Raw genomic sequence first — 24,683 nt, 5'->3', positions numbered from 1 at the left:
CCATCGTGATCCCTGGGCCACGGCTCATGCCGGGCCGGACCGATCTGCGGCTAGAATTTGCCGCTCTGGAAATCCTCAAAGGCCTGCACGATCTCGTCCCGCGAGTTCATCACGAAGGGTCCGTGCCAGAACACCGGCTCGCCGATCGGGCGGCCCGCCAGCAACAACAGGCGAGCGTCGGTGACGGCCTCGACCAGGACCGTGTCGCCCCGCCCCAGGAACACCCCAGACAGGGCGTCGATCTTGCCACCCGCCACGCGAACCTGACCCTCATAGACCGCCAGCATGGCATTGCGGTCAGCGCCCACAGGCTCCTCGAAGCGGCTTCCGGCCGGCAGGACGATGTCGAAATAGAGCGCGTCGACCGCGCCGCCGCCGATGGGTCCGGCCGTGCCCGCTTCCGTGACGCCCGAGATCACCTTGACCGTAACCCCGCCTTCGCGCGCCTCGACCGGGATGGCCTCGCTCTCGAACTCCGAATAGCCGGGCGCGCTCATCTTCAGCTTCGCCGGCAGGTTCACCCACAGCTGGAAGCCGCGCATGCGGCCTTCAGACTGCGCGGGCATTTCGGAATGGACGATGCCGCGGCCGGCCCGCATCCACTGGATGCCGCCAGGCCCGATCACGCCCTCGCGGCCGGTATTGTCGCGGTGACGCATCCGGCCTTCCAGCATGTAGGTCACGGTCTCAAAGCCGCGATGCGGATGGTCGGGAAAGCCGCCCATATAGTCGGACGCCTGGTCGTTGTCGAAACAGTCCAGCATCAGGAACGGGTCGAACATCTGGGCCTCGGCCGTGCCCAGCATTCGGGTCAGGCGCACGCCGTCTCCATCCGAGGCGGGGACGCCCTTCACGATCTTCACCACGGGTCGAAGGCTCATCAGTCGGCTCCTGTTCCGCCTTTGATATCGGATGCGGTTACAGATGGTGCAAGTCCCTGCCCTTCGCCTTGCCGATCATCCGTGCTAGGTCGCGGCCAACGAAATTCACGAGAGATCCATGGCCCTTAAAGTCGCCATCGTCGGCCTGCCCAATGTCGGCAAGTCCACCCTGTTCAACGCCCTGACCCAGACGGCGTCGGCCCAGGCCGCCAACTATCCGTTCTGCACGATCGAGCCCAATACCGGCGAAGTCGCAGTGCCCGAGCCGCGCCTCGACGCCCTGGCCAAGATCGCCGGCTCCAAGGAAATCATCCCGGCCCGCATCACCTTCGTCGACATCGCCGGCCTGGTGCGCGGCGCGTCCAAGGGTGAGGGCCTGGGCAACCAGTTCCTGGCCAATATCCGCGACTGCGACGCCGTGGCCTTCGTGGCCCGCTGCTTCGAGGACGGTGACATCGTCCACGTGGAAGGCCGCATCGACCCGATCAGCGATCTTGAGATCATCGAGATGGAGCTGATGCTGGCCGATCTGGAAAGCCTCGAAAAGCGGGTGCCCGCCCTCGAAAAGCGCGCCAAGGTCGGTGCCGACAAGGAAAGCGCCAACACCCTGCGCCTGGCCAATATCGCCCTGGCCCTGCTGCGCGAAGGCCGCCCGGCCCGCGCCGCCAAGATCGATGCCGACGATGAGAAGGCGTGGCACATGCTGCAGCTTCTGACCTCGCTGCCGGCCCTCTATGTCTGCAATGTCGATGAGGCCAGCGCCGACAAGGGCAACAAGTACAGCGACCTGGTGGCCGAACGCGCCGCCAAGGACAATGCCAAGAGCGTGGTCATCTCGGCTCAGATCGAGAGTGAAATCGCGCTGCTCGACTCCGAAGAGCGGACCGAGTTCCTGGAAACCCTGGGCCTGGAAGAGCCGGGCCTGAACCGCCTGATCCGCGAGGCCTACAAGCTGCTGGACCTGCAGACCTATTTCACGGTCGGCCCCAAGGAAGCCCGCGCCTGGACCATCCATGTCGGCGACACCGGCCCGCAGGCGGCTGGCGTCATCCATACCGACTTCGAGAAGGGCTATATCCGCGCCGAAACCATCGCCTTTGACGACTTCGTCAAGCTGGGCGGCGAGAACGGTGCCAAGGAAGCCGGCAAGATGCGCGCCGAAGGCAAGGACTATGTCGTCAAGGACGGCGACGTCATGCACTTCCGCTTCAACGTCTGATCGTCCTGATCGAGCCCCCGGAAAGCATCATTTCCGGGGCTCGACGGCGTCAGGCTGCGGCGCCATTCTCCGCCCCTCAGTTCAGGGGCCGAAACATGAAAAGACTGATCCTTTCCCTTGCCTTCGCCATGGTCGCTGGCAGCGCCCTGGCCCAGGCGTCCGGTGGTACCGGCAGTTACGGCGCGCCATCGGCCAATGTCACCGGCCCCCGCGAGGTGACTCCGGCCTACACCATGGGCCGCTATCAGGCGGCCAATGAGGGCGGCAAGGCGCTTGAACCGGGCAACCCCCTGCAACAGAAGGCGGCGCGCGAACTGACCGCCGAGGCCGGCGTGACCTGCGACCAGACCACGGCGGGCGTCGTCAAGGACAGCATCAAGGGCGGCAAGCGCACGGTCAGCTATGAAGTCGCCTGCAAGGACGACTTCGGCTGGATCGTCTCCAAGAGCGGCGACACGGTCAACGCCTATGACTGCCTGGCCCTGGCCGCTTCGGAAAAAGCCGCCAAGGGCAAGCTGGCGACCTGCCACCTGGCCGCCAACAGGGGCTCCCTCGCCGGCGTGGCGACCTTGGCTAGCAAGGCCGGCCTGACGTGCAAGCCCATCAATGCCACCTATCTGGGCGGCGGCGGTGATCCGCCGATCTCACGCTATGAGGTGCTCTGCAATGGCGGGTCGGGCTATATCATCGACGCCCCCCAGCCCCGCTCCAAGGCCCCCCTGCAGGCCATGTCCTGCGCCCGGGCCAAGGCCACCGGCGCGGCCGTCTGCGCGCTGAAGCCCTGAAGCGGCGAGGCAACACCCCATGACCGACCACAACCTCACCCTGACCGCCGGCCATGACGGCTTCGCCTTCTCGGCGGCCCATGCGCCGGCCCGGGGACCGCGCAGGGGCGGGGTCATCGTGATCCAGGAGATCTTCGGCCTGGATCGCTATGTCCATGAGGATGTGGCCCGCTGGTCGGAGCTGGGCTTCGAGGTCGTGGCCCCCTCGATGTTCGACCGCCAGGAACAGGGCTTCGTCGCCGACCATGAGCCGGCCGGTTTCGAGGCCGGCGTCCGCTATGCCAAGGCCAACGGACCCGAGAACGCCATGGGCGATGTCCAGGCCTGTATCGATTTCCTGGCCCCGCGCGGGCCAGTCTTCGTGGTCGGCTATTGCTATGGAGGCACCATGGCCTGGCTGGCAGCGGCCCGCTGCAAGGGCCTCTCGGCCGCCGCCAGCTATTATGGCGGCCAGGTGGCGGGCATGGCCAAGTTTGCCCTCTCCTGCCCCGTCATCGTCCATCTGGGTCGCAAGGACGGACACATCCCCGCCGATGAGGTGCAGGCCGCGATCGCCGCCGCCCATCCGGAGGTTCCGGTCCACATCTACGAGGCCAGCGGCCACGGCTTCAACAATGACGGCCGGCCGGAGTCTGACCTCACCGACGCGCAGCTGGCCCGCCGTCGTACCCTGGACCTGTTCCTGGCTCACGGCGCCGCCTGAGCATGGGCACGGCGATGGTCCCGTCTACGCGTGAGGGCGAGCCCTTCACCGCCTGGCACGCCCCACATCAGGACGCCCGCCGGGGCGGACTGGTCATCCTGCATGCCATCTGGGGCGTCACCCCCCACATCCGCGAACTGTCCGACAGCCTCGCCGACCAGGGCTATGAGGTCCTGGCCCCGGCTCTGTTCGACCCGGCCGATGCGCCCTTCCCTCAAGCCAATACTGAGCCGGCGATCCTTGACCAGCGCATGGCGATGGGTCGCGCCACCGATTGGGGCCTTACCACCCTGCCGCGCGTCCAGGCCTGTGTCGACGCCCTGCAGGGACCGGTCTTCGCCATGGGCTTCTGCTTTGGTGGCACCACCGCCTGGCTCGCGGCGTCCCGGGTGGAGGGCCTGTCGGCGGTCTCCAGCTTCTATGGCGGCGACATCCTGCAATATGTCGGCGAAACGCCGAAGGTTCCGACCGCCCTGCATTTCGGCAAGACCGATCCGATGATCCCCCTGGCCGATGTCGAGGCGATCGGGGCCGCCCATCCCGACCTCCCGGTCTGGCTCTATGAGGCCGGCCATGCCTTTGTCGCCCCCAACGGCCATCACGCTGACAGCGCGCGGCTGGCCATGCTGCGAACGCTGCAGCTGTTCCAGCGAGGCGGCGGGAGCCGGGGTGAGGTCTAGAGATCGGGCAAACGGGCAGACCCAGGTCTAAGGGGCCCTCGTCCCTGTCGCCCTCGCCGCCCGGCTTGGCTAGGATCGCGCCCATGCGCCGCCGCTCATCCCTGCTGATTGGTTGCCTGTCCCTCGCGGCGGCTGGCCCGGCCCTGGCCGGCGATACGGCCTGTTGGTTCGAGAACGGGGCCATCGTCGCCCCCGCCGCCCTGGCTGACATGGCCGGCGACTTCGTCATCGACCTCTCTGCCCCCCAGACCCTGCTGCACGACACCAAGGCCCAGATGAGCGGCTACGCCCAGACGGACCTGACCCTGCCGGTCAAATTGGCCGGCCAGAGGCTCGAGGCGGTTCCGATCGTCGTTCGGGATCTCGACTATCGCAGTGTCGGCTTCATCGCCCCCATTGTCGGGGTAATCGGGGCCGATATTCTCGATCGCTATGTGGTCAGCCTCGACTTCGCGCCCTGCCGCCTGAGCCTCGAGGCGCGGGACGCGGCCCTTACCCCCGCAGCAGCGCCCTTGGCGGTGACCGTGGTCGGCGGGGTGGCGACGGTGCGGGCCACGGCCTCGGACGGCTTCACCAGCCTGACCGGGGCCTTTGCCCTCGACACCGCCTCGAACGGCGGCGTGCGGGCGCGGGGTGAAGCCGACGCCCCCCGGCAGAAGCCGGCCGGGCGGCTGGCCGGCCTGTCGCTGAACGGAACCCTTCGCCAGCACCTGAAAGCCGTCGTGGCCGGCGACCTGCCAGAGGGCGTGGCCGGGGCGGTGGGCGTCCAGTTGCTGTCGGCCTATCGCCTGCGTCTTGACGCCCAGGGCGGCCACCTGTGGCTTCTTCCAGCCAGATGGGCAGCCAAAGAAAAAGGGCCCGGCGTTTCCGCCAGGCCCTGATCTTGTCGATCGTTCAGAACGGTCAGTGCGACTCGTTCTTCCAGACCTTGCGGTAGCTCGCATAGAGCAGGCCCGAGAACAGCAGCAGATAGAGGATGACCACGAAGCCCATCTTCTTGCGCTCTTCCAGCTTGGGCTCGGCGGCCCACATCAGGAAGGCCGAGACGTCCTTGGCCTGCTGGTCGACCGTCGACTTGGTGCCGTCGTCAAAGGTGACCAGGCCGTCCTTCAGGGGCGCAGCCATGGCGATGAAGCCACCGGCCGGAACCTTGTCGTGCGGACCCGACCAGGCGGCGGTCAGATCGCCAGGCATGTAGGGGTTGTAGTGCTGGCCTGGGCCAACCTTCAGGCCGGCCGGCGGCTCATGATAGCCGGTCAGCAGTGAGTAGATGTAGTCCGGACCGCCGGTGCGGGCCTTGGCCAGCAGCGACATGTCCGGCGGCAGGGCACCGCCGTTGTTGGCGCGAGCGGCCGGCTCGTTGGCGAACGGTGCGGGGAAGCGGTCGGCGCTGGTGGCCGGACGCTTGATCGCATCACCGGTTTCCGAATCGATGTCGGCGACCTCGTAGTCCTTGGCGATCGCCTTGACCCACGGGTTGTCGTTCGAGTTCTTGTACTCGGCGCTATAGAACGGGCCGCCCTTGTCGCCGAGGTTGCGGAAGCTGACCAGGGTCATCGAGTGACAGGCCGAGCAGACCTCCCGATAGACCTTGTAGCCGCGTTGCAGCTGGGCCTGATCGAACTTGCCGAACGGACCTTCGAAGGACCAGGCGACGTCCTTGGGCTTGTGGGGGTGACCGGCCGCCAGGGCCTGGCCGCCAACCATCAGACCCGCGACGGCTGCGATGATGGAGAGTTTGCGCAGCATCGGGTTCAGCCCTTCTCAGCAGGCGACAGCGCCGGGGAAGCGATCGAGTCCGGCACCGGCAGAGGCGTTTCCTTCAGACCCAGGATCGGCAGGATCACTAGGAAGAAGCCGAAGTAGTACAGCGTCGCAATCCGGCTCAGCCACACAAAGCTGTTCAGGTCCGCATCGATGAACTTGAACGTCGTCACGTGCGGGATGACCTGATCGTCGGGAAGCTTGGCACCGCAGAAGCCCAGGATGATGCAGGCGACCACGAAGATCACGAAGTACATCTGAGCCGTCGGACGGTAGCGCATCGAACGCACCTTGGAGGTGTCCAGCCAGGGCAGGGCGAACAGGCAGCCGATGGCACCGAACATGGCCAGCACGCCCATCAGCTTGTCCGGCACGGCGCGCAGGATCGCGTAGAACGGCAGGAAGTACCATTCCGGAACGATGTGCGACGGCGTCACAAGCGGGTTGGCCGGGATGTAGTTGTCGGCGTGGCCCAGGGCGTTGGGCATGTAGAAGACGAAGAAGGCGAAGAGGATCAGGAAGACGCTCATCGCGAAGCCGTCCTTCACCGTCGCATAGGGCGTGAAGGGCAGGGTATCGGCCTTCGACTTGGGCTCGACGCCGGTCGGGTTGTTCTGGCCGACCACGTGCAGGGCCCAGATGTGCAGGATCACGACCCCCGCGATCATGAAGGGCAGCAGATAGTGCAGAGAGAAGAAGCGGTTCAGCGTGGCGTTGTCGACGGCGAAGCCGCCCCACAGCCAGGTGGTGATGCTCTCGCCGACGATCGGCAGGGCACCGAACAGGTTGGTGATCACGACCGCGCCATGGAAGGACATCTGACCCCAGGGCAGGACGTAGCCCATGAAGGCGGTAGCCATCATCAGCAGGTAGATCACGCAGCCCAGGATCCACAGCACTTCGCGGGGGGCCTTGTACGACCCGTAATAGAGGCCACGGAACATGTGGATGTAGACGGCGATGAAGAACATCGACGCCCCGTTGGAGTGCATGTAGCGGATCAGCCAGCCGTAGTTCACGTCACGCATGATGTGCTCGACCGACGCGAAGGCGTGATCGGCGCTGGGCGTGTAGTGCATCACCAGGATGATGCCGGTGATCAACTGCGAGGCCAGGCACAGCGACAGGATGCCGCCGAAGGTCCACCAGTAGTTCAGGTTACGCGGCGTCGGGTAGTCGACGAAGCTGTCGTAGCCGAGGCGCACGATCGGAAGGCGGGCGTCGAGCCAACGCTCGAAACCGGTCTTCGGTTCATAGGTCGAATGTCCGCTCATCTCGCTTAACCGATCTTGACCTTGGTGTCGGACAGGAAGGCGTACTCCGGAACCGCCAGGTTCTTCGGAGCGGGACCCTTACGGATCCGGCCCGAGGTGTCGTAGTGCGAACCGTGGCAGGGGCAGAACCACCCACCATAGTCGCCGCCGCCGAAGGTCGGCACGCAACCCAGGTGCGTACAGCTGCCGATCAGGACCAGCCACTGGGCCTTGCCCGGCTTGACCCGCTCCGCGTCGGTCTGCGGATCCTTCAGGGCCGCCGTGTCGTCCTTAACCGCCGCAGCGATCTCCGCCTTCGTGCGGTTTCGCACGAACAACGGCTTGCCGCGCCATTTCAGCGTCACCTGCTGACCGTCCGCGACCTTGGTCAGGTCGAATTCGGTCGAGGCCAGGGCCAGCGTATCGGCTGACGGGTTCATCTGATCGACGAACGGCCAAACAAGCGATGCCCCGGCGCCCGCGGCAGCCGCGATCGTCGCGATGTAAATGAAGTCGCGCCGGCTGGGATCAGCCCCATGTTCCGGCTCGGTCGTTGCGCCCACGGCGGTGTCGGCCACCTTAAGTCACCCTTCGATTCCGCCGCGCCGGGAGGGCCGGCCGGCCAGGAGATGCGCCTTTCGGCGCCGTATCTTTCTCGACCCGCGAACGGATCTCCGTCACAAGACGACGGTTGGATCGTCCTATCGGACGCGCGGCGTGAGTCCGCAAGCCCTTTCGATTCGCAGCAATGTCCCTGCTAACCTTGTGGTGGTTCGCTTAGAATGCGTCTCGCGCTTTTTCAACCAGGCATTCCGCAAAACCTTGGGGCTGCGATTCGTCTCTCCGCCTGTTTTGGGGTCGGTCTGGACGTCATCGAGCCGTGCAGTTTCCCCTTGGATGACAAAAGCCTGAAGCGGGCGGCCCTGGATTACGGCCCTTTGGCCCATATGCAGCGCCATTTGAGCTGGGACAATTTTCTTGCCGCCCCCGAACGCGCCGAGGGCCGCTTGCTGCTGTTCACGACGCGGGGCGCGGTCCCCTTTCATCAATTTGAGTTTCAGCCGGGCGATACCCTGCTGTTCGGCAATGAAAGTCGCGGGGCCCCGGATGAGGTTCATGCTGCAGCCCAGGGTCGGCTGGTGATCCCGCTGCAACCCGTTGCCCGATCGATGAATCTCGCGACGACCGCCGCCATGGCGCTGGGCGAGGCCCTGCGACAGACCGACGGCTTTTACCGGCCCTGATGGTCCTACGCAGAAGCCCGGATTTGCACCGCGCGCGCCGAGCCCTTAAGCGGCTGTCATGACCGACGTTTCCGATCTCGACGACAAGAAGGCTCGCGCCCGCGCCTGGTTTGAAACCCTGCGCGACCAGATCTGCACGGAATTCGAGCGCCTGGAGGACGAGGCCCCGGCCGATCTCTATCCAGGCCAGCCGGGCCGGTTCGAGCGCAAGCCCTGGGACCGCGCTGCGGGCGGTGGCGGCGTGATGTCGATGATGCACGGCCGACTGTTCGAGAAGGTCGGCGTCCACTGCTCGACGGTGTTTGGCACCTTCACGCCGGAAATGGCCAAGAACATGCCGGGCGCTGACGAGGACCCGCGATTCTTCGCCACCGGCATCAGTCTGATCGCCCACATGACCAATCCGCGTGTGCCGGCCGTGCACATGAACACGCGCTTCATCGCCACGACCAGGAGCTGGTTCGGCGGCGGCGGCGACCTGACGCCCCTGCTCGGCTATCAGCGTCAACAGGACTTTCCCGACGCCATCGACTTCCACGCTGCCTATCAGCGCGCCTGCGACGCGCACCACCCCGACTGGCATGCCAAGTACAAGGCCTGGTGCGACGAGTATTTCTTTCTGCCTCACCGCAATGAGCCGCGCGGCATCGGCGGGATTTTTTACGACCACCATGACAGCGGCGATTGGTCGCGGGACTTTGCCTTCACCCAGGACGTCGGCAGGGCCTTCCTCGAGGTCTATCCGGAACTGGTGCGCCGTCGCATGGGCGAGGCCTGGACGGCCGATGAGCGCGAGCAGCAGCTGGTGCAGCGCGGGCGCTATGTGGAGTTCAACCTGCTCTATGATCGCGGCACGATGTTTGGCCTGAAGACCGGCGGCAATGTCGAATCAATCCTCAGTTCCATGCCGCCGTCGGTGAAGTGGCCCTAGGCGGATCCTTCACCATCGCGCCGGGCCGCCTCGCAGAAACTGCGCGACATAGGTCGCGACGCGGGACTGCTGCAGGCTGATGGCCTCGCCAGGCTTGCCCGGCGGAAAATAGGAGCCGTGGCCATAGTTGTCGGCCTTGGCGATCTGCTCGCCCTGGACCCCAGGCTGGTCGGTGCGCGGCCAGCGGGCCCCGTGCCAGCCCAGCGCGCCGCGCGTCGCCGCATCGTCATCGCCGAAGAACAGATCGCCGGCCCAGTCCCCGATGCGATAGGCGGCCTTCAGAACCATGTCCCGCTTTGAGGCCAGATAAGTAAGGCCCCGGGCATTGCGGACACTGGCGTCATAGGGACTTTCCAGACAGTCGTCGTCGGTGGCCGGCGCGGTCAGGCAAACCTGCCCCGCCTTGCGACCCAGCCTGGCGGTCGCCTCCAGCGCCAGACGGCCACCCAGGCTATGGGACAGGAAATGGAGGTCCCGCGCCCCTCGCAACCAGGTGTCGGCATAGAGCGCCAGATGCCGCCCGCCCTCGACCGCATCGCGCCATTCACCGGGATAGTTGATCGCCGGAATCAGAAAATCGCCCGGCCACAGCACCCCGACGACCACGAAATCCGCCGGCAGTAGGGGCTTGAGCGCCGCTTCAAGCCGCGCGACCGAGCGCAGGCCACGGTCATAGGAGACATTGAAGCCGTGAACCGCAAACACGACCGATCTGTTGTCCAGACGGGCAGCGAAATCCCGGTGCTCAAGCCGCTTCAGGGTCGGTCTGGCGACCAGACCGTCCCCCTCCAGGGGATCGGGTACCTCTCGCAGCCCGTAGCCGAGCGCGCCCTGTCGAAGGTTCAGATAGAGGGTCATGAGGGCCGACCGGTCAAAGGCGGCGGGCGGTCTGCAGGGCCTTGGAGGCGGCGGTCAGGGCCGAAACCAGATCCTTGGCGATCGGTGCGACCGGCACGGCCAGCAGGCCCACCACGACGGCCGCCCAGACCGCCCTGTCCGAGTCCACGAATGGACCGAGGTCGCCCTTGGGCAATCCAGAGTCGGCCATGATCTTCTGGACCACCACCGCCAGGATCACCGCCACAACCCCGGCCAGCAGCCGTGACCAGTTGCGATAGGCCTGTTCGGCACGGTCAAAGGCCCCGTCCAGACGGGCCTCGATCGAGGCTTCGAGCCGGCCGATCAGATTGACGTCAGCCTGTTCCAGATCCTGACCCGTCCTGAGTTTCTCCGCCACGACCGTCAGCTCGGCCGCGCCGACGCCACCGAAACGTGCCAGTTCTGGGGCCGTTTCCGCATTGAGTCCCAGACGGATCATCGACCGGATCACGCCGATCTGCTCGCTGCGCGGACGCCCGTTGATCCAGTGGGCCAGGATAATCTTGCGCCAGTCTTCCCCCATCGCCGCGGCCAGGGGGGCCTTCAGGGGATCAATCACCCGGGTCAGAAAGGGAAAGCCGATCCAGGACACGCCACCCCAGGGCAGGGTCTTCAGGGCGTCGACCAGGCTCATCGCCGTCAGGCCAAGGGCCCCTGTCGCGGTGACAAGAGCCAGCATCAGATCCAGCGAGTCCATCGCGGCCACCCGATCAGGGTTGTTGACAGACCCACGTTATCCCAAACCTGGCCTTATCTCAATGTTGAATTGCATTGCGCCGGATGCACACGCCAGGGAGTCAAGCCTGGTCGCCCGATGCCTGCCGCAGAAAGGACCGGATCCAGCCGCCGACCCGTAGTCGGTCATTGGGGGCCTGCAGGGTGGCGAGGGCGGCGTCGGCCTGCTCGTCGCTGTAGCGACTGCCGCGCCGGGCCTCGATCAGGGCCGCCGCATAGGCCGGGTCGAACTCGGGATGAAACTGCATCGAGATCGCCGGGGCATCGTCATAGGACAGCAGGCCATAGGGCGTGAAAGGACTGCCGCCGATTACCGTCGTCGCGGGCGGCAGGACCACCACCTGATCCTGGTGCGAGGCGGGAATGGCCACGCTGGGGGCATCGGTCCAGGCCTGGGGCCGGGCGACCTCATAGCGGTGCAGGCCCACGCCCCAGCCCTTGTCGGACTTGACCACCTGACCGCCGAAGGCCTGAGCCATGACCTGGTGGCCAAAGCACACGCCGACGAGGGCCGCCTGGCCCTTGGCGGCGCGCAGGAAGTCCATCAGCGGCGCGATCCAGGCCAGATCATCATAGACCCCCGCCGACGAACCCGTGATGAGATAGGCGTCCTGCTCGCCTGGCGCGCCGGGCAACTGACCCGCCTGAACGTCATAGACCGTATACTGATGATCACCCCCCAGCAGGGTCTGAAACATGCCGCCATAGCGGCCAAAGGCCGGTTGCAGGGACTCCGGCGGCGCGCCGGTCTCCAGCAGGCCGATCCGCATCAGTAGACCATGCCCTGGGCGACCGCCTTCAGCCGCTCGATGGCGCTGAACTTGTCCTCGATGAAATCCTGGTCGATCCACCAGATCTCGATCTCGCGCATCACCTCGCCGACCTGCGGCCCCTTGGGCACGCCAGCCTGCATGACCTCGTCACCCGACAGGGGGAAGGGCGGCGGCGTCCAGGTCTCGGCCAGGGCCAGAAGCCCCCGCCATTGCGGCGAGGTCACCGGTCGCCCAGAACCGGCCCAGGCCAGCTTGATCCGGTCGGAGAAGGTCCGGATCCCCAGGGCATAGACGCAACGGCGGGCTTCGCGCGGGCTCATCCAGCTGACGATACGCGGGCTCTTGCCGACCGCGTCGACCAGCCGGTCGCGGACATTGTTGGGTAGGCGCAGGCGCTCGGCCATCTGCTCGGCGACCTGGGGATCATCTGGGATCAGGGCGGCCAGACGCAGCTCCGGATCATTCTCGAACAGTTGCTCGGTCTCGATCGCCAGCAGGCTTTCGAAACGGGCCAGGGATTTCACGAAGGGCAGGATCGAGCCCAGCACGCCCGTCGCCGCCATCAGCCGCAGGGCGGGGCGCGGATCGTCTGAGGCCAGAAGCTTCATCAGCTCCTTCTGGGTGCGCTCGGCGGCGCGGCCCGAGACCATGCCCTTGAGCGCCTTGCAGGCGGCCAGGGCCTTCTGGTCGGGCTCGACCTTGCCGTACCAGGCCTGGAAGCGGAAAAAGCGCAGGATACGCAGATAGTCCTCGCGGATCCGGGTCATGGGATCGCCCACGAACACCACCCGCCCCTCGCGCGCGTCCCTCACGCCCTCGCCGGTCGGATCATAGAGCCGGCCTTCGGGATCGACATAGAGGGCGTTGAAGCGGAAATCGCGGCGCTCGGCGTCCTGGCCCCAGTCCTGGCTGAAGGCCACCGTGGCCCGGCGGCCGTCCGTGCTGACATCGCGGCGCAGGGTCGTGATTTCGTAGGGCTTGCCGCCCGAAATGGCGGTGACGGTGCCATGGTCCACCCCGGTCGGGATCGCCCTCAGCCCGGCATGGGCTAGGGCGTCAATGACCTGGTCGGGGGTCAGGGTGGTGGCAATGTCGATATCGTCGATGGGCTTGCCCATCAGGGTGTTGCGCACGCAGCCGCCCACGAATCGCGCGCAGCCGACGAAGCCGCGATCTTCCAGTGCCGCAATGACAGCCCGGGTTTCCGGCAGCGCCATCCAGGGCGCTATGCCTATCGATTCGGTATTCAAGCGATCAACTCCTACGCACGTCGCACGCCCCCCCAAAGAGCAGGAGCGACATTGTTAGGCAGGAAGCGTGACGGCCGCTACGGGCGATCCACCCTAGCCCACGGTTTGTTCTGTGGATTCATCGTGAAGTCGGTCATGCAGCGACCGCAACATCCCGGCCGTGGCCCCCCAGATGAACCGGTCGTTCCAGGGCATGGCGTAGAAATGCCGCCGCTCTCCGCTGGGCGTATCGCGATGCTGGCGTTGATGGTTGGCCGGGTCCATCAGGAAATCGAACGGCGTCTCGAACACATCGGCCACCTCGTGGGGACTGGCTACAAAGCGGGCCGTCGGGTCGATGAAGCCCACCACCGGCGTGACATGAAAGCCGGTCACCGTCTGGTAGCCCTGCAACAGGCCCGCCAGGCTGACAAAGCCGGGATCCAGGCCGACCTCTTCCTGCGCCTCGCGCAGGGCTGTTTGCCAGGGGGTCTCGCCGGGATCGCAGCGACCGCCCGGAAAGGCGATCTGGCCGGTATGGCTGCGCAGGGTATCGGCGCGACGGGTCAGCAGCACCGTCAGCCCCTCTTCGCGCTCGACCAGCCCGACCAGGACCGCTGCAGGCCGCAGGGCGTGCGGATTGTCAAACTTCAGGCCGGGATTGAGATCGAAGTCCGACCGCACCGGGTCCGCCAGGCTGGGATCAAAACGGTCGAGGGGGTCAAGGCGGCTGGTGATCCAGGCCCGCCGCGCCTCCGGCGTCATGCGACAACCGAACCGGCCGCAGCGATCGGGAACCAGGCCCCGTTCGAACTGACGCCGAACACCTCGCCCTCCGGAGTAGCCCTGGGCTCGGCTATCTCGGCCAACTCATAGAAGACCGGCCGGGCGATCAGGGCCTCAAGGCCGCGACGCACATGCAGATAGGGTCGCGGTTCGCCGGTCACAGGATCCGTCTCGACCCGGATCAGATGGTCCGGCCCCGCCTCGACCACGTCGCCGACATTGGTCTCGAACCGCAGGGTCTCGCCAACACGATCGACGCGCACGGCGATGAACGGCGCATCCTCGACCTGGATCCGCATCTTTTCGGCAGGAGTGACCAGATGATAGCCGTCCGGATCCAGCCTCAGGACGGTCGAGAACAGCCGCACCAGGGCCTCGCGGCCAATCGGGGTGCCCTCGTGAAACCACACCCCGTCCTTGCGGATACGGATATCGATGTCGCCGCAATGGGCCGGATGCCACAGATGCACCGGCGGCAGGCCTCGGGTGCCCGCGTCCCTGGCAGCGGCGGCGACGCCCTCAAGTCCGGCCTTGGAAGATTGCGCGGTCATGGGCTTCAGGTAGGGCATGCTTGGGCCCCACTCAAGCGTCCGTGGCGTCAGGTGAGGGTCACCATCCCAGACAGGCCCTCATCGCCGCCCTCGACCAGGGCCTTGAGCAGGACCCGGCGCTGGTCGACCGGCCCCGGCAGGGCAATGCCCGCCGTCCGCGCTGCTGAAAAACCGGCCCGGGTGAAATAGGGGGCATCGCCGACCAGCAACACCGCCTTCCAGCCGGCGATCCTGGCTGCCTCGCAGGCCTGCTCGACCAGGACCTGACCCAGACCCACGCTGCGCTCGCCGGGATCCACGGCCAGTGGCCCCAGAAAGGCAACGGCCTGACCGCCGACCGACACCGGCCACAGGCGTACGCAGCCCACCGGCTGACCCTCGCGAAGGGCGACGAACGAACAGTCCGCCAGCAGGCGGTTGCCCTCGCGCAGACGCTCGGAAACCTTGGCGAAACGACCAGGACCAAACACCCGGTCGATCAGGGCGGTGACAGCCGTCTCCAGGGCGAGCGTCTCGAGCACGAGGACGGGCGCGGAGATCGGGATGGGGGGGACGGCGGTTGAAGAAAGAGCGGTCATCAGCCTTCGGAATGCGAAAGGTCGTCGGGATCTCCCGACGCCAGAACGCGGGAGGGCTTCAGATCGTGGCGCGTTCGCGCGTCATTCGTCGCAGGCGCATGGCCGGACCTCTCCCGCCCTTTGAGGGCATCAACTCGCGGGCGCTGTAGGGCCAAGCCGCAGCCAGGTCAATAACGTTGCGGCGCGGGCCAGCGCCTCTATGGTGCAGTGCGATGTCCGACGCCCCCGACCTGGCCGAGCCGCCCCCGCCTGACACCTCTACCCGCGCCCTGTTGCGGGAGCGTGACTTCGTCCTTTACTGGACGGCGCGCTTCGCCTCGACGCTGGGGGTTCAGATCCAGTCAGTGGCCCTGGGCTGGCAGGTCTATGCCATTGCCCGCCTGACCCGGTCGGTCGGCGAGTCGGCCTTCCTGGTCAGCATGATCGGCCTGGCCCAGTTCCTGCCCCTGCTGGCCCTGACCCTGATCGCCGGCGAAACCGCCGATCGCCGGACCCGCAAGCTGATCGTCGCAACCACCCTGGCGATCGACGCCGTCAGCGCCCTTGTCCTGCTGATCCTGGCCCTGAGCGGCTCACACGCCCTGTGGCCGATCTTTGCCGTATCGGTGGTGTTCGGGGCCAGCCGGGCCTTTCTGTCGCCCGCCAGCAGCGCCATGAGCCCGATGCTCGTGCCCCGTCCGCTGCTGCCCCGGGCCATCGCCTGGAGTTCGCTGTCCTGGCAGAGCGGTTCGATCATCGGGCCGGCCCTGGGCGGTCTGCTGCTGATCCACTCGCCGACCCTGGCCTTCGGTGCCTCTTTTGCCCTCTATCTGGTCGCGGCCCTCCTGGCCCTGATGATCCGGACCAACACCCGGCCAGAGGCCCAGGAGGGCTCACGGCTGGAGCTGATCCGCGAGGGGCTGTCCTATGTCTGGAACAACAAGATCGTCTTTGGCTCGATCTCTCTCGACCTGTTCGCGGTGATCCTCGGGGGGGCCACCGCCCTGCTGCCGGTCTTTGCCAAGGATGTGCTGCACATCGGACCCGGCGGCTTTGGACTGTTAAGGGCTGCCCCGGCCGTGGGGGCCACTCTGGTGGCGATCTATCTGGCCAGCAATCCGATCCGTCGCCATGCTGGCCGGGTCATGTTCCTCGGCGTGGCGGTGTTCGGTGCCGCCACGGTGGTCTTTGGTCTGTCCAAGCTGGTCTGGCTCTCGGTCGGGGCCCTGGCCCTGCTCGGCGGGGCCGACATGCTGAGTGTCTATGTGCGCCAGACCCTGGTCCAGATCGTCACCCCCGACGCCATGCGTGGCCGCGTGTCGGCCGTTTCGGGGGTGTTCATCAGCGCCTCGAACGAACTGGGCGAGGCCGAAAGCGGTGTTGCGGCCTGGTTTCTGGGCCCGGTCGGCGCCGTGGTGTTTGGCGGCATCGGCGCGCTGGGCGTGACCGGCCTGTGGGCCTGGATGTTCCCGGAGCTGCGCAAGGCTGACCGGCTGGAATAGAGCCTGGCGAGAGTGGGCTCGCCCCCTTCTCTGGGTTTGCCCTCGTCCTTCGACAGGCTCAGGCCTCCGCCAAACTCTTCAAGGCCTCGCCGGTCAGGCGACGGATGGTCCACTCGTCCATCGCGGCCGCGCCAAGGCTGTCATAGAAGGCGATCGACGGGGCGTTCCAGTCCAGGACCGACCATTCCAGCCGGCCCAGATTCTCGTCCACGCAGCGCCGGGCCAGGCCAGCCAGCAGGGCCTTGCCGGCCCCGGCACCCCGGGCTTCTGGCCGCACGAACAGATCCTCCAGCCAGATGCCGTGCCGGCCGACAAAGGTCGAGAAATTGTAGAACCACAGGGCAAAGCCCACCGGGACGCCGTCGAGCTCGGCAATGTCGGCAAAGGCGCGCGGATGGTCCCCGAACAGCGCCGCCGTGACATGGGCTTCCGTAGCCTCCACCGTATCGAGCAGCTTTTCATACTCGGCCAGATCGCGGATGAACTGCAGGATCAGGGCGCTGTCAGCGGCGACGGCGGGGCGGATGGAAACGGGCATGGCGGTCTCTTCGGACTATCTGGACTTCGTACTCGAACAGCTGGCCCCGCTGGGGGTGCTGACCTCACGCAAGATGTTCGGCGGGGTCGGGCTCTATGCGAACGGCCTGTTCTTCGCCCTGATCGACGACGACACCCTCTATCTCAAGGGCGACGAGTCGCTGAAACCCGATTTCGAAGCGGCGGGTTCCCAGGCCTTTGATCCCATCGGCGAGGGCAAGCCGATGGCCTACTGGTCCGCGCCGGTGGAGGCGCTGGACGACAGCGACCTGCTGGTCGACTGGGCCCGCAGGTCGCTGGAAGTGGCTTCGCGGAAGAAGAAGCGCTAGCCGATCTTGACCCCCGGCGGCGGCACGCTGTCTTCCGGCACGAAAAAGTCCGGCATCAGGGTGGCGGCCGGATCGACGGCATAGGGGGTAAAGTCGGTGACGCCCTGCTCGAACAGGAAACTGTCGTCGATCAGGAAATTGCCGGAGAACTCGCGCGACGGTTTGCCGAAGATCGCGTGGGCGGCGTCGGCCATGATCTCCGGCGTGCGGCAGTGGCGCAGCCCCTCCTCGCCGGTCAGGGCGAACTGGATGGCGGCGGTGGCGATACCGGTTCTCGGCCACAGGGCATTGAAGGCGATGCCGTCGCTGCGGAACTCCTCGGCCATGCCCAGAACGCACAGGCTCATATTGTACTTGGCCATCGAATAGGCGACGTGCGGCGCGAACCAGCGGGGCTTCATGTCCAGGGGCGGCGACAGCATGAGGACGTGCGGGTTCTCCGCCTTCTTCAGGTGCGGAATACAGGCCTTGGAGGTCAGGAAGGTCCCGCGGCCATTGACCTGGTGCATCAGGTCATAGCGCTTCATCTCGGTCGACAGGGTGCCGGTGATCGAGATGGCCGAGGCGTTGTTGACGCAGATATCGATACCGCCGAACCGGGCCACGGCCTTCTCGACAGCCTCATAAACGCTGGCCTCCTCGCGCACGTCGACGACCAGGGGCAGGGCCTTGCCGCCGGCCGCCTCGATCTCGGCGGCGGCCGAATAGATGGTGCCCGGCAGCTTGGGATGGGCCTCCGCCGTCTTCGCGGCGATGACGATATTGGCTCCGTCTCGCGCCGCCCGCAGGGCAATGGCCAGACCGATGCCGCGCGAGGCGCCGGTGATGAACAGGGTCTTGTTCTTGAGGCTCATTGGGGTTCTCCAAGGGCTTTGAGCAGATCGACGGCGGCGGCCACGAAGCCGAGAATGAAGGCCATCTTGGCCACGTGCGCGATCGGACCGTGATCCTTCAGGACAAGCCCGGCAAGGCCGATGACGAGGGCGGCGATCCACAGGCCGGCGGCGATGCGGAATCGCCCCCTGGCGCGCAGCAGATCGACGCTCCAGACCACCATGCCGATCGACCAGACGCTGGAAGCGATCATGTAGGACGCCTCGCCGAAGATGGCGGCCGACGAGGTCCTCACCAGCATCAGGCCCAGCAGGGCCAGCCCAAAGCCGACCAGGGCCAGGGGCCCGGCAGACCGTCCGCTCACGGAGCGCACGGCCAGAATGCCAAAGAGCAGCAGGACGTCGATGATCACATAGACCAGATGCGGCCAGGGCTCCGCCAGCCGCGGATAGATCACGAAAGGCGCAAGGATATCGATGGCCGCCCCGACAAGGGTGGCTACAGCGGCCAACCGCAGGACGGGGCGGCTCTCCATCAGGCCCCGGCTCCCGTGGCTTCCACCGACAGGGCCCACAGGCGGTCGGCAGCTTCTGGATCCAGGGCATGAGGCAGGACGCCGGCCCAGGGTTTTTCCTTGGTCCAGGGCTCTGCCTGGGCGAGATCCTCCAGATAGAGCCCCCCGATCCCTTCCAGCTCGTCGCCGACGGCGGCCCAGACGCTGGTCGAGGCGCCCTCCTCCGTCGTCTTGAAGCCGTCGCGAACCTTGCCGTGCTCGTCGATCCAGCCCAGGGCGATCTGCTCCTCGATCGGCAGGTGGCGCTGCAGCGGGGTCATGATCCCGCCCGGCATCACGGCGTTGGCGAACACGCCCTGATCCCTGAAGCGCTTGTTGAAGCCGACCGCGAACAGGGCGTTGGCAGTCTTGGCATGGCCGTAGCTTTCCCACTTGTCGTAGGCGCGGGTCTTGTAATGCGGGTCATCAAAGTTGAAGCCCGCCCGGCGGTGGCCGATCGATGACAGAGAGACCAGCCGCGAGCTCTTTCCCGACTGTTTGGCACCGGCGATCAGGTTCGGGGCCAGCAGCACCGACAGCAGGAAGTGGCCGAAATGGTTGGTGCCGACCTGCATCTCCAGCCCGTCCTCGGTATAGGTCAGGGGGCTGGCCATGACGCCGGCATTGTTGATCAGGATGTTCAGCGGCTTGTCGCCCCAGCGCTCGGCAAAGGCGCGGATCGACTTGAAGCTGGAAAGATCCAGCATAGACCAGGAGGCCTTGGCACCTTTCGCGGTCTTGTTGACCTCGGCGACGGCGGCTTCGGCCAGGTCCGGCTTGCGGACGGCGATGACGACCTCCGCGCCGGCTTCGGCCAGGGCACGGGCGGTCTCGACCCCGATGCCGGTGGCAGCGCCGGTGACGATGGCGACCTTGCCAGTCAGGTCATGGCCGGCGACCACGTCGCGGGCCGGGGTATAGGGGCTGAAGCCCGAGGTGATGCGGTCGGCCATGTCGTTCTCTCCCTTGATTTTTTCTGTGTACGGAACGTTACAGTTGAAGGGTCAGCAGCCCCAGGGCGATGGCCAGGCAAAGCGGGCCATAGGCGCGGCGATTGAGGCGGGCAAAGGGCGTTCCCTCGGCATAGCGGAAGACCGCCGGCACATAGGTTGCCAGTCCCCGCAGACCGAAAACGACGACGAGGGGCCATCGCGCGAACCAGAGCCAGGTGGACAGGGGTGAAGGCGGGGCAACGGCCCCCAGGGCCAGCAGGCTGCCGGCCGCCAGGGCGGCCGCGACGGCCACACAGGCCAGAGGTCCCGGAGCGCGCATACCGGCCGTGCGGCCGACCACATGCTCAACCAGCGAGGCCTCGTCATGGCCCGGCCAACGCCCGCCGAACGCCCAGTAGAGGTGGACGCCGGCCAGGGCCATCAGGGTCCCGGCCAGGATCACCGCCAGCAGCACGGCGTCAGGCCACCTTGCTGAAGTCGGCCGGCCGCCGCTCGGCAAAGGCCATGAAGGCTTCGCGGGCCTCGGCCGTCTGCAGGCGTTCAGCGAACAGGGCACCCTCGGTATCCATCAGGGCGGCGATCTTCTCGGCGTCGCGCATCAGGCGCTTGGTGGTGGTCAGAGCCCCCAACGGTCTCTTGGCCAGCTGGTCGGCCGAAGCGCGGGCCCGGGCACGCAGCTCGTCCAGCGGCACCACCGCATTGGACAGGCCCCAGGCGGCAGCGGTCGTGCCGTCCACGGCCTCGCCCAGGGCGAACATGGCATAGGCGCGGGCATGGCCGATGCGGGCCGGCAACAGCCAGCTTGAAGCGGCTTCCGGCACCAGGGCCAGGTTGACGAAGGGCGTGGTCAGACGCGCATCCGGGCTGGTGAACACAAGGTCGCAGTGCAGCAGCATGGTCGTGCCGACACCCACGGCCTGGCCATGGACGGCGGCGACCAGCGGCCGGGTGGCGTTGGCCAGGGCCTTCAGGAACCGGCCCACATGCCGCTCGCCGCTGAAAGCGCCGGTGGCCTGGGCGGTGAAGTCGGCCAGATCATTGCCGGCCGTGAAGGCGTCGCCGTCGGCCTGGAACACCACCACCCGCACGGCGGGGTCGGCCTCGGCCTGCTCCAGACTGTCGGCCAGCACGCCGTACATGGCATTGTTGAGGGCGTTCTTCTTTTCCGGACGGGCCAGGGTGATGGTCATCACGCCGGCCTCGATCGCGACCTTCACATGTTCGGTCATGCGGGCTCTCCTTTGGGGAACTTGGTTTGAAGGCTCATCAGCCAGCGGGCGACCACGGCGATCTCGTCGTCCGAGAAGCCGTCGGTCAGGTTGGTATTGATGCTGTCGAGGCCGCCCTTGGCGTATTCGCGCGCCTGACGGCCCTTGTCCGTCAGATACAGCCGCATGGCGCGGCCATCAGCGGGGTCGGCGCGGCGTTCCACGAGGTCGACCCTGGTCATGCGGTCGACGAGGCCGGTCATGGCCGAAGGGGCCAGGTCCAGAGCCTCGGCCGCTTCGCCGATCAGGGCACCGTCACGCTGGCCCAGAAAGAACAGCACGCCAGACTGGGCCGCCGTCAGGCCGCCCTTGGCCGCCATGGCCGCCTCGATCCAGCGCTGGACGCGCCGGTTGCCGGCGTTGAGCAGGAACACAAGGCGGCGGTCAGGCGGCACGGACATGGGCCCACGCTAATACTTCGCGCGCGAAATATCAAACGGTTGTTTCGGTCGCTCCGGAGGTCCGGTACCAGGCCACGCCCTCGGCATCGAGGTCCCGGGTCGCCACACCCCGGCCGATCAGACAATTCAGGTGGGCCAAGGCCTCGCCCGTCGCCATGCCGAGCAGGTCCGGACCAATGGGTCGGGCGAACAGGGCACCGAACACGTCGATGGCCCGCTTGGGCTCTTCCAGCTTGCCGCGCAGCCGGCCCAGCCCTCGCTCATGGCCGTTGATCAGGTGGTCGATGCGGGCGTGCAGGCCGTGGAAGGGGTCATTGTGGGCCGGCAGGACCAGCACGCTGTCAGGCACCTCGGCCTTGACCTTGGCCAGGGACCGCAGCCAGTCGCTCAGAGGATCGGCCTCCGGTTCGGTCGGGAAGACCGAAACATTGGACGAGATGCGCGGCAGCACCTGGTCGCCGGAGATCAGAACGTCCAGCTCCGGGCACCACAGGCAGGCATGGTCGGGCGAATGGCCCTGGCCGGTCACCACGCGCCAGGTGCGGCCGCCGATGTCGAAATCCTCGCCGTCGCTGAGCCGGCGATAGCTGTCGGGCAGGGCGTAGATCGCCTTGCCGAAGCCGCCGAACCGGGCCTTGTAGTTCTCGATGGCATCCTCGTCCCAGCCGGCGGCCTTGAAGAATCGCACGCCGTCCTCGGGAGCCTCGCGGCCGGTATCGGCCACCAGCATCCGGCACTGGAAATATTCCAGCCGGGTCATCCACAGGCGGCAGTCGAACTTGCGCACAATCCAGCCGGCAAGGCCGACATGGTCGGGATGCAGGTGGGTGCAGATCACCCGGGTGATCGGCTTTCCCTCCAGGGCCCCAGTGAAGGCGGCCCGCCAGGCCTGACTGGTCTCCTTGGTCTGGACTCCGGTATCGACGATCGCCCAGCCCTCGCCGTCCGCAATGGCCCAGACATTGATGAACTGCAGCGACCCGCCCAGGGGCTGACGGAGCCACAGGACACCCGGCGCGACCTCAACCGCCTGGCCTGAACCCTGCTCAGGCGCCACCTCGAACGGGTAGACCAGCCGGGGCCGGCGTGGCTCGTTGACATCCTCTTCCAGCCCGTCGCGCATGTCCGTCCCTTCCCGCCATGTTTTCGCTCTCGTGGGAGGACATCTTGACCCCCAACGCAAGCACGCGCTTATGTCCGCGCGAGGAATCCACCCAGGAGATGTTTCCCATGAGGCCATTCGCGATCGGCTTGGCCGCCGCCCTCGCGCTCGGCGCGCTCGTTCCAGCCGCCGTCATTTCGGCGCCGAAAGAGAGCAAGGACAAGCCAAAGGTTGACGCCAAGGCGCGTGAAGCGGGCATGAAAGATGCTCCCGCGATCATGCAGAGCCTGAACGCCGGCTGCACGGTCACCGACGCTCGACTGATCGGCCTCGATAAGAAAACCGCCACCGGCTATTACGAAGTGGCCTGTCAGGACAGCATCGGCTTCGCGCTGATCGCCAAGAAGGACACGCCCGCCCAGGCCTTCACCTGCCTGGAGTCGAACGCGCCTGCCGCTGATGGCAAGCCCAGCGCCCTGGCCTGCATCCTGCCGGGCAATGAAAACCCCAAGGCGGGCCTGAAGCCCTTCGTCGCCAAGGCCGGCGTGGCCTGCGACATCGAAAACGCCCGCGCTATCGGCTCGGGGGCCAAGAACTCCTACTTCGAAATCGCCTGCAAGGGCGGCACCGGCTATGTGATGCAAACCACCAACCCGGCCAGCGCGGCCGGCGACGTCCTCGCCAACAGCTGCCTGCTGTACGAGGAAGGGGCCAATGTCAGCTGCAAGCTGACCGACAAGGCGGCCCAACTGGCGATCGTCGATACCCTGACCGCTGCATCCGGCAAGACCTGCCAAGTCAAGGACAAGCGCTACGTCCTCAGCACCAAGACCGACAACTATTTCGAAGTCGCCTGCGCCGACGGCAAGGGCTACATGCTGCAGCAGACTGCGGCCGGTGGTGCCCTGGCCCGTACGATCGACTGCGCCCAGGCCGGCTTTGTCGGCGGCGGCTGTACCCTGACCGATTCGGTTGCGGCCCAGACCGAGCAGGCCGGCCTCTATACCAAGCTCTCGACCAAGGGCGGCTTTGACTGCCAGGTTGAAAAATACGGCATGCTGCCCAGCCCGGATCCGAAGAAGGAAATCGTCGAGCTGAAGTGCAAGAACCGTCCCGACGGTGCGATCGCGATCTTCTCGACCGGTCCGGCGGTGATCTATGACTGCCTCTTTGCGGAACTGAACGGCTATCGCTGCAGCTTCTCCAAGCAGGACAGCATGTTCCCCCGCCTGTCGGCCGATCTGAAGGCCTATGGCAAGGGCTCCTGCGAAGTCTCCGGCGTCCGCCTCGTCGGCCGTAATGACAACGAGGGCTATTTCGAGGTCGCCTGCTCGGACGGCCTGCCCGGCTGGGTCATGAGCTATCCGGTCAACACGCCCAATCCGAAGTCGAAGGAAATCCTCGCCTGCTCGCAGGCCAAGGGTATCGGCGGCGGCTGCAAGCTGCCGACCAACGCCAGCAAGAAGAGCTGATCAGGCCGCAAGCCTGAAACAGCAAGCCCGCCGGGAGCGATCCCGGCGGGCTTTTTTGTTGCCAGGAGTCCGGAAAGACCTGCTCAGCGCAGGCTCATCACGGCATCCAGGGCCAGCTTGGACTTGGCGTGAGCGGGGACGGTGGCGTCCTGCGCCGGGTGGCCGACAACCAGCAGGATATAGGGCTTTTCATGCTCTGGCCGCCCTAGGGCCGTGTTGAGAAAGCCCATCGGACTGGGCGTGTGGGTCAGGGTCGCCAGACCCGCCTCGTTGAGCGCCGCGATCAGGAACCCGGTCGCTATGCCGACCGATTCGGGCACGTAGTAGTGCTTGATCTTGCCGCCCTGGGCGTCGACGCCATGCCGCTGGCCGAAGATGGCGATCAGCCAGGGGGCGGTCTCAAGGAAGGGCTTGTCGGCGTCGGTGCCCAGGGGCGCGAGAGCATCGAGCCAGGCCTCTCCGGCCCGGCCGGCGTAGAACTCCCGTTCTTCGGCCTCGGCTGCGGCGCGAAGTTCCGTGCGCAAGGGACCCGGCCCAATCAGGACAAATCGCCAGGGCTGCTGGTTGGCACCGCTGGGCGCAGTAGCCGCCGCTTCGATACAGCGCTCGACCACCGACCGTGGCACGGGACGGTCGCTGAAGTCGCGAATCGTGTGCCGGCGGCGCAGGCGGACCAGGGCCGCTTCCGCACGCTCCAGCATCTGCTCGTCGGTCAGGTCCCAGCGATCCGGCAGGGGTAGGTGAGAAGGTTCGGTGGTCATG

The 24,683-nt window shown here is 66.5% G+C and carries 30 protein-coding genes and 1 pseudogene; 10 read left to right on the top strand and 21 right to left on the bottom strand.

Going from position 1 to position 24,683, the window contains the following annotated elements; all coding sequences use genetic code 11:
* Positions 1–50 precede the first annotated feature (50 nt).
* Positions 51–881: a pirin family protein gene (locus AQ619_RS01795; RefSeq protein ID WP_062143429.1), complete on the bottom strand. Its 831-nt coding sequence runs from the start codon at positions 879–881 to the stop codon at positions 51–53.
* A gap of 118 nt (positions 882–999) precedes the next feature.
* Here AQ619_RS01795 and ychF point away from each other — a divergent pair, with 118 nt between their 5' ends.
* The 5 genes from ychF to AQ619_RS01770 all read left to right on the top strand — a co-directional run bounded on the left by ychF (position 1,000) and on the right by AQ619_RS01770 (position 5,149).
* Positions 1,000–2,100 carry a redox-regulated ATPase YchF gene (gene ychF / locus AQ619_RS01790; RefSeq protein WP_062143426.1) on the top strand — a complete coding sequence of 367 codons (1,101 nt, stop codon included), beginning with the start codon at positions 1,000–1,002 and terminating at the stop codon, positions 2,098–2,100.
* A gap of 95 nt (positions 2,101–2,195) precedes the next feature.
* Positions 2,196–2,885 (top strand): hypothetical protein, encoded by a 690-nt coding sequence (locus AQ619_RS01785; protein ID WP_062143424.1) that lies wholly within the window; start codon positions 2,196–2,198, stop codon positions 2,883–2,885.
* A gap of 19 nt (positions 2,886–2,904) precedes the next feature.
* Positions 2,905–3,588: a dienelactone hydrolase family protein gene (locus AQ619_RS01780; RefSeq protein ID WP_062143421.1), complete on the top strand. Its 684-nt coding sequence runs from the start codon at positions 2,905–2,907 to the stop codon at positions 3,586–3,588.
* Positions 3,589–3,602: 14 nt separating this feature from the next.
* The gene (locus tag AQ619_RS01775) at positions 3,603–4,268 is read left to right on the top strand and encodes a dienelactone hydrolase family protein (protein ID WP_236849515.1); all 666 of its coding nucleotides are present in this window, start codon (positions 3,603–3,605) and stop codon (positions 4,266–4,268) included.
* A gap of 83 nt (positions 4,269–4,351) precedes the next feature.
* Positions 4,352–5,149, top strand: a complete 798-nt coding sequence (locus AQ619_RS01770) for a hypothetical protein (RefSeq protein WP_062143416.1) — start codon at positions 4,352–4,354, stop codon at positions 5,147–5,149.
* A gap of 22 nt (positions 5,150–5,171) precedes the next feature.
* Here AQ619_RS01770 and AQ619_RS01765 read toward each other — a convergent pair whose 3' ends face one another.
* From AQ619_RS01765 to petA, 3 genes are read right to left on the bottom strand one after another with little or no spacing between them, the layout of a single operon-like run.
* Positions 5,172–6,017 carry a cytochrome c1 gene (locus AQ619_RS01765; RefSeq protein WP_062143413.1) on the bottom strand — a complete coding sequence of 282 codons (846 nt, stop codon included), beginning with the start codon at positions 6,015–6,017 and terminating at the stop codon, positions 5,172–5,174.
* Positions 6,018–6,022: 5 nt separating this feature from the next.
* Positions 6,023–7,306 (bottom strand): cytochrome b, encoded by a 1,284-nt coding sequence (locus AQ619_RS01760; RefSeq protein ID WP_062143410.1) that lies wholly within the window; start codon positions 7,304–7,306, stop codon positions 6,023–6,025.
* A 5-nt stretch (positions 7,307–7,311) separates the two neighbouring features.
* On the bottom strand, positions 7,312–7,863 hold the full coding sequence (petA, locus tag AQ619_RS01755) for a ubiquinol-cytochrome c reductase iron-sulfur subunit (protein WP_062143407.1): 552 nt from the start codon (positions 7,861–7,863) through the stop codon (positions 7,312–7,314).
* A 204-nt stretch (positions 7,864–8,067) separates the two neighbouring features.
* Between petA and AQ619_RS01750 the strand changes: the two genes are divergently transcribed.
* Both AQ619_RS01750 and hemF read left to right on the top strand, forming a co-directional pair.
* Positions 8,068–8,529: a tRNA (cytidine(34)-2'-O)-methyltransferase gene (locus tag AQ619_RS01750; protein WP_062143404.1), complete on the top strand. Its 462-nt coding sequence runs from the start codon at positions 8,068–8,070 to the stop codon at positions 8,527–8,529.
* Positions 8,530–8,587: 58 nt separating this feature from the next.
* Positions 8,588–9,460, top strand: a complete 873-nt coding sequence (gene hemF, locus AQ619_RS01745; RefSeq protein ID WP_062143401.1) for an oxygen-dependent coproporphyrinogen oxidase — start codon at positions 8,588–8,590, stop codon at positions 9,458–9,460.
* Positions 9,461–9,469: 9 nt separating this feature from the next.
* On the opposite strand, the gene AQ619_RS01740 is transcribed toward hemF, so the two are convergent.
* From AQ619_RS01740 to AQ619_RS19510, 8 genes and pseudogenes are all read right to left on the bottom strand, one after another.
* Entirely contained in the window at positions 9,470–10,318 is an 849-nt protein-coding gene (locus tag AQ619_RS01740) for an alpha/beta hydrolase (RefSeq protein ID WP_062143398.1), read from the bottom strand.
* A gap of 13 nt (positions 10,319–10,331) precedes the next feature.
* A complete protein-coding gene (locus AQ619_RS01735; RefSeq protein WP_062143396.1) occupies positions 10,332–11,036 on the bottom strand; it encodes a hypothetical protein in 705 nt (234 codons plus the stop codon).
* A gap of 100 nt (positions 11,037–11,136) precedes the next feature.
* Positions 11,137–11,844, bottom strand: coding sequence for a glutamine amidotransferase-related protein (locus AQ619_RS01730; protein ID WP_166504113.1), 708 nt, complete (start codon positions 11,842–11,844; stop codon positions 11,137–11,139).
* Positions 11,844–13,097 carry a CCA tRNA nucleotidyltransferase gene (locus AQ619_RS01725; RefSeq protein WP_166504112.1) on the bottom strand — a complete coding sequence of 418 codons (1,254 nt, stop codon included), beginning with the start codon at positions 13,095–13,097 and terminating at the stop codon, positions 11,844–11,846. The genes AQ619_RS01730 and AQ619_RS01725 overlap by 1 nt, the downstream gene beginning before the upstream one ends.
* A 93-nt stretch (positions 13,098–13,190) precedes the next feature.
* A complete protein-coding gene (locus AQ619_RS01720; RefSeq protein ID WP_062143390.1) occupies positions 13,191–13,841 on the bottom strand; it encodes a CoA pyrophosphatase in 651 nt (216 codons plus the stop codon).
* Positions 13,838–14,413, bottom strand: a complete 576-nt coding sequence (locus tag AQ619_RS01715; protein WP_062151156.1) for a DUF1285 domain-containing protein — start codon at positions 14,411–14,413, stop codon at positions 13,838–13,840. Before AQ619_RS01715 ends, AQ619_RS01720 begins: the two co-directional genes overlap by 4 nt.
* A 47-nt stretch (positions 14,414–14,460) precedes the next feature.
* Positions 14,461–14,991 (bottom strand): GNAT family N-acetyltransferase, encoded by a 531-nt coding sequence (locus AQ619_RS01710; protein ID WP_062143386.1) that lies wholly within the window; start codon positions 14,989–14,991, stop codon positions 14,461–14,463.
* 58 nt (positions 14,992–15,049) lie between these two features.
* Positions 15,050–15,091 (bottom strand): annotated as a pseudogene (locus AQ619_RS19510) (hypothetical protein).
* 112 nt (positions 15,092–15,203) lie between these two features.
* On the opposite strand from AQ619_RS19510, the gene AQ619_RS01705 reads away from it, so the two are divergent.
* On the top strand, positions 15,204–16,472 hold the full coding sequence (locus AQ619_RS01705; protein ID WP_062143383.1) for an MFS transporter: 1,269 nt from the start codon (positions 15,204–15,206) through the stop codon (positions 16,470–16,472).
* 58 nt (positions 16,473–16,530) lie between these two features.
* Here AQ619_RS01705 and AQ619_RS01700 read toward each other — a convergent pair whose 3' ends face one another.
* Positions 16,531–17,010 carry a GNAT family N-acetyltransferase gene (locus AQ619_RS01700; protein WP_062143379.1) on the bottom strand — a complete coding sequence of 160 codons (480 nt, stop codon included), beginning with the start codon at positions 17,008–17,010 and terminating at the stop codon, positions 16,531–16,533.
* On the opposite strand from AQ619_RS01700, the gene AQ619_RS01695 reads away from it, so the two are divergent.
* Positions 17,009–17,338, top strand: coding sequence for a TfoX/Sxy family protein (locus AQ619_RS01695; RefSeq protein WP_084745696.1), 330 nt, complete (start codon positions 17,009–17,011; stop codon positions 17,336–17,338). The two genes, AQ619_RS01700 and AQ619_RS01695, sit on opposite strands and share 2 nt — an antisense overlap.
* On the opposite strand, the gene AQ619_RS01690 is transcribed toward AQ619_RS01695, so the two are convergent.
* From AQ619_RS01690 to AQ619_RS01660, 7 genes are read right to left on the bottom strand one after another with little or no spacing between them, the layout of a single operon-like run.
* Positions 17,335–18,192: an SDR family oxidoreductase gene (locus AQ619_RS01690; protein WP_062143376.1), complete on the bottom strand. Its 858-nt coding sequence runs from the start codon at positions 18,190–18,192 to the stop codon at positions 17,335–17,337. The genes AQ619_RS01695 and AQ619_RS01690 overlap by 4 nt on opposite strands.
* A complete protein-coding gene (locus AQ619_RS01685) occupies positions 18,189–18,707 on the bottom strand; it encodes a hypothetical protein (protein ID WP_062143373.1) in 519 nt (172 codons plus the stop codon). Before AQ619_RS01685 ends, AQ619_RS01690 begins: the two co-directional genes overlap by 4 nt.
* Positions 18,707–19,678, bottom strand: a complete 972-nt coding sequence (locus AQ619_RS01680; protein ID WP_062143371.1) for an SDR family NAD(P)-dependent oxidoreductase — start codon at positions 19,676–19,678, stop codon at positions 18,707–18,709. Before AQ619_RS01680 ends, AQ619_RS01685 begins: the two co-directional genes overlap by 1 nt.
* A gap of 37 nt (positions 19,679–19,715) precedes the next feature.
* A complete protein-coding gene (locus AQ619_RS01675; protein ID WP_062143369.1) occupies positions 19,716–20,132 on the bottom strand; it encodes a DUF3995 domain-containing protein in 417 nt (138 codons plus the stop codon).
* A 4-nt stretch (positions 20,133–20,136) separates the two neighbouring features.
* Positions 20,137–20,907 (bottom strand): enoyl-CoA hydratase, encoded by a 771-nt coding sequence (locus tag AQ619_RS01670; RefSeq protein WP_062143366.1) that lies wholly within the window; start codon positions 20,905–20,907, stop codon positions 20,137–20,139.
* Positions 20,904–21,347 (bottom strand): MarR family winged helix-turn-helix transcriptional regulator, encoded by a 444-nt coding sequence (locus AQ619_RS01665; protein ID WP_062143363.1) that lies wholly within the window; start codon positions 21,345–21,347, stop codon positions 20,904–20,906. The genes AQ619_RS01670 and AQ619_RS01665 overlap by 4 nt, the downstream gene beginning before the upstream one ends.
* A gap of 31 nt (positions 21,348–21,378) precedes the next feature.
* A complete protein-coding gene (locus AQ619_RS01660; RefSeq protein WP_062143360.1) occupies positions 21,379–22,470 on the bottom strand; it encodes an MBL fold metallo-hydrolase in 1,092 nt (363 codons plus the stop codon).
* Positions 22,471–22,577: 107 nt separating this feature from the next.
* On the opposite strand from AQ619_RS01660, the gene AQ619_RS01655 reads away from it, so the two are divergent.
* Positions 22,578–23,921 (top strand): hypothetical protein, encoded by a 1,344-nt coding sequence (locus AQ619_RS01655; RefSeq protein ID WP_062143357.1) that lies wholly within the window; start codon positions 22,578–22,580, stop codon positions 23,919–23,921.
* A gap of 83 nt (positions 23,922–24,004) precedes the next feature.
* Here AQ619_RS01655 and AQ619_RS01650 read toward each other — a convergent pair whose 3' ends face one another.
* Positions 24,005–24,682: a nitroreductase family protein gene (locus tag AQ619_RS01650; RefSeq protein WP_062143353.1), complete on the bottom strand. Its 678-nt coding sequence runs from the start codon at positions 24,680–24,682 to the stop codon at positions 24,005–24,007.
* Between the last annotated feature and the right edge of the window lies 1 nt (position 24,683).

Source organism: Caulobacter henricii, assembly GCF_001414055.1.
Taxonomy (GTDB): Bacteria; Pseudomonadota; Alphaproteobacteria; order Caulobacterales; family Caulobacteraceae; genus Caulobacter; species Caulobacter henricii.
Note: the sequence above shows the minus strand (reverse complement) of the source record. Positions and strands in the feature narration are given on the sequence as shown.

What these genes read in the sequence shown, in the direction of transcription:
- AQ619_RS01795 (WP_062143429.1), bottom strand. Translation starts at nt 881, where the DNA reads ATGAGCCTTCGACCCGTGGTGAAGATCGTGAAGGGCGTCCCCGCCTCG.
- ychF (WP_062143426.1), top strand. Translation starts at nt 1,000, where the DNA reads ATGGCCCTTAAAGTCGCCATCGTCGGCCTGCCCAATGTCGGCAAGTCC.
- AQ619_RS01785 (WP_062143424.1), top strand. Translation starts at nt 2,196, where the DNA reads ATGAAAAGACTGATCCTTTCCCTTGCCTTCGCCATGGTCGCTGGCAGC.
- AQ619_RS01780 (WP_062143421.1), top strand. Translation starts at nt 2,905, where the DNA reads ATGACCGACCACAACCTCACCCTGACCGCCGGCCATGACGGCTTCGCC.
- AQ619_RS01775 (WP_236849515.1), top strand. Translation starts at nt 3,603, where the DNA reads ATGGTCCCGTCTACGCGTGAGGGCGAGCCCTTCACCGCCTGGCACGCC.
- AQ619_RS01770 (WP_062143416.1), top strand. Translation starts at nt 4,352, where the DNA reads ATGCGCCGCCGCTCATCCCTGCTGATTGGTTGCCTGTCCCTCGCGGCG.
- AQ619_RS01765 (WP_062143413.1), bottom strand. Translation starts at nt 6,017, where the DNA reads ATGCTGCGCAAACTCTCCATCATCGCAGCCGTCGCGGGTCTGATGGTT.
- AQ619_RS01760 (WP_062143410.1), bottom strand. Translation starts at nt 7,306, where the DNA reads ATGAGCGGACATTCGACCTATGAACCGAAGACCGGTTTCGAGCGTTGG.
- AQ619_RS01750 (WP_062143404.1), top strand. Translation starts at nt 8,068, where the DNA reads ATGCGTCTCGCGCTTTTTCAACCAGGCATTCCGCAAAACCTTGGGGCT.
- hemF (WP_062143401.1), top strand. Translation starts at nt 8,588, where the DNA reads ATGACCGACGTTTCCGATCTCGACGACAAGAAGGCTCGCGCCCGCGCC.
- AQ619_RS01740 (WP_062143398.1), bottom strand. Translation starts at nt 10,318, where the DNA reads ATGACCCTCTATCTGAACCTTCGACAGGGCGCGCTCGGCTACGGGCTG.
- AQ619_RS01735 (WP_062143396.1), bottom strand. Translation starts at nt 11,036, where the DNA reads ATGGACTCGCTGGATCTGATGCTGGCTCTTGTCACCGCGACAGGGGCC.
- AQ619_RS01730 (WP_166504113.1), bottom strand. Translation starts at nt 11,844, where the DNA reads ATGCGGATCGGCCTGCTGGAGACCGGCGCGCCGCCGGAGTCCCTGCAA.
- AQ619_RS01720 (WP_062143390.1), bottom strand. Translation starts at nt 13,841, where the DNA reads ATGACGCCGGAGGCGCGGCGGGCCTGGATCACCAGCCGCCTTGACCCC.
- AQ619_RS01715 (WP_062151156.1), bottom strand. Translation starts at nt 14,413, where the DNA reads ATGACCGCGCAATCTTCCAAGGCCGGACTTGAGGGCGTCGCCGCCGCT.
- AQ619_RS01710 (WP_062143386.1), bottom strand. Translation starts at nt 14,991, where the DNA reads ATGACCGCTCTTTCTTCAACCGCCGTCCCCCCCATCCCGATCTCCGCG.
- AQ619_RS01705 (WP_062143383.1), top strand. Translation starts at nt 15,204, where the DNA reads ATGTCCGACGCCCCCGACCTGGCCGAGCCGCCCCCGCCTGACACCTCT.
- AQ619_RS01695 (WP_084745696.1), top strand. Translation starts at nt 17,009, where the DNA reads ATGGCGGTCTCTTCGGACTATCTGGACTTCGTACTCGAACAGCTGGCC.
- AQ619_RS01700 (WP_062143379.1), bottom strand. Translation starts at nt 17,010, where the DNA reads ATGCCCGTTTCCATCCGCCCCGCCGTCGCCGCTGACAGCGCCCTGATC.
- AQ619_RS01690 (WP_062143376.1), bottom strand. Translation starts at nt 18,192, where the DNA reads ATGAGCCTCAAGAACAAGACCCTGTTCATCACCGGCGCCTCGCGCGGC.
- AQ619_RS01685 (WP_062143373.1), bottom strand. Translation starts at nt 18,707, where the DNA reads ATGGAGAGCCGCCCCGTCCTGCGGTTGGCCGCTGTAGCCACCCTTGTC.
- AQ619_RS01680 (WP_062143371.1), bottom strand. Translation starts at nt 19,678, where the DNA reads ATGGCCGACCGCATCACCTCGGGCTTCAGCCCCTATACCCCGGCCCGC.
- AQ619_RS01670 (WP_062143366.1), bottom strand. Translation starts at nt 20,907, where the DNA reads ATGACCGAACATGTGAAGGTCGCGATCGAGGCCGGCGTGATGACCATC.
- AQ619_RS01665 (WP_062143363.1), bottom strand. Translation starts at nt 21,347, where the DNA reads ATGTCCGTGCCGCCTGACCGCCGCCTTGTGTTCCTGCTCAACGCCGGC.
- AQ619_RS01660 (WP_062143360.1), bottom strand. Translation starts at nt 22,470, where the DNA reads ATGCGCGACGGGCTGGAAGAGGATGTCAACGAGCCACGCCGGCCCCGG.
- AQ619_RS01655 (WP_062143357.1), top strand. Translation starts at nt 22,578, where the DNA reads ATGAGGCCATTCGCGATCGGCTTGGCCGCCGCCCTCGCGCTCGGCGCG.
- AQ619_RS01650 (WP_062143353.1), bottom strand. Translation starts at nt 24,682, where the DNA reads ATGACCACCGAACCTTCTCACCTACCCCTGCCGGATCGCTGGGACCTG.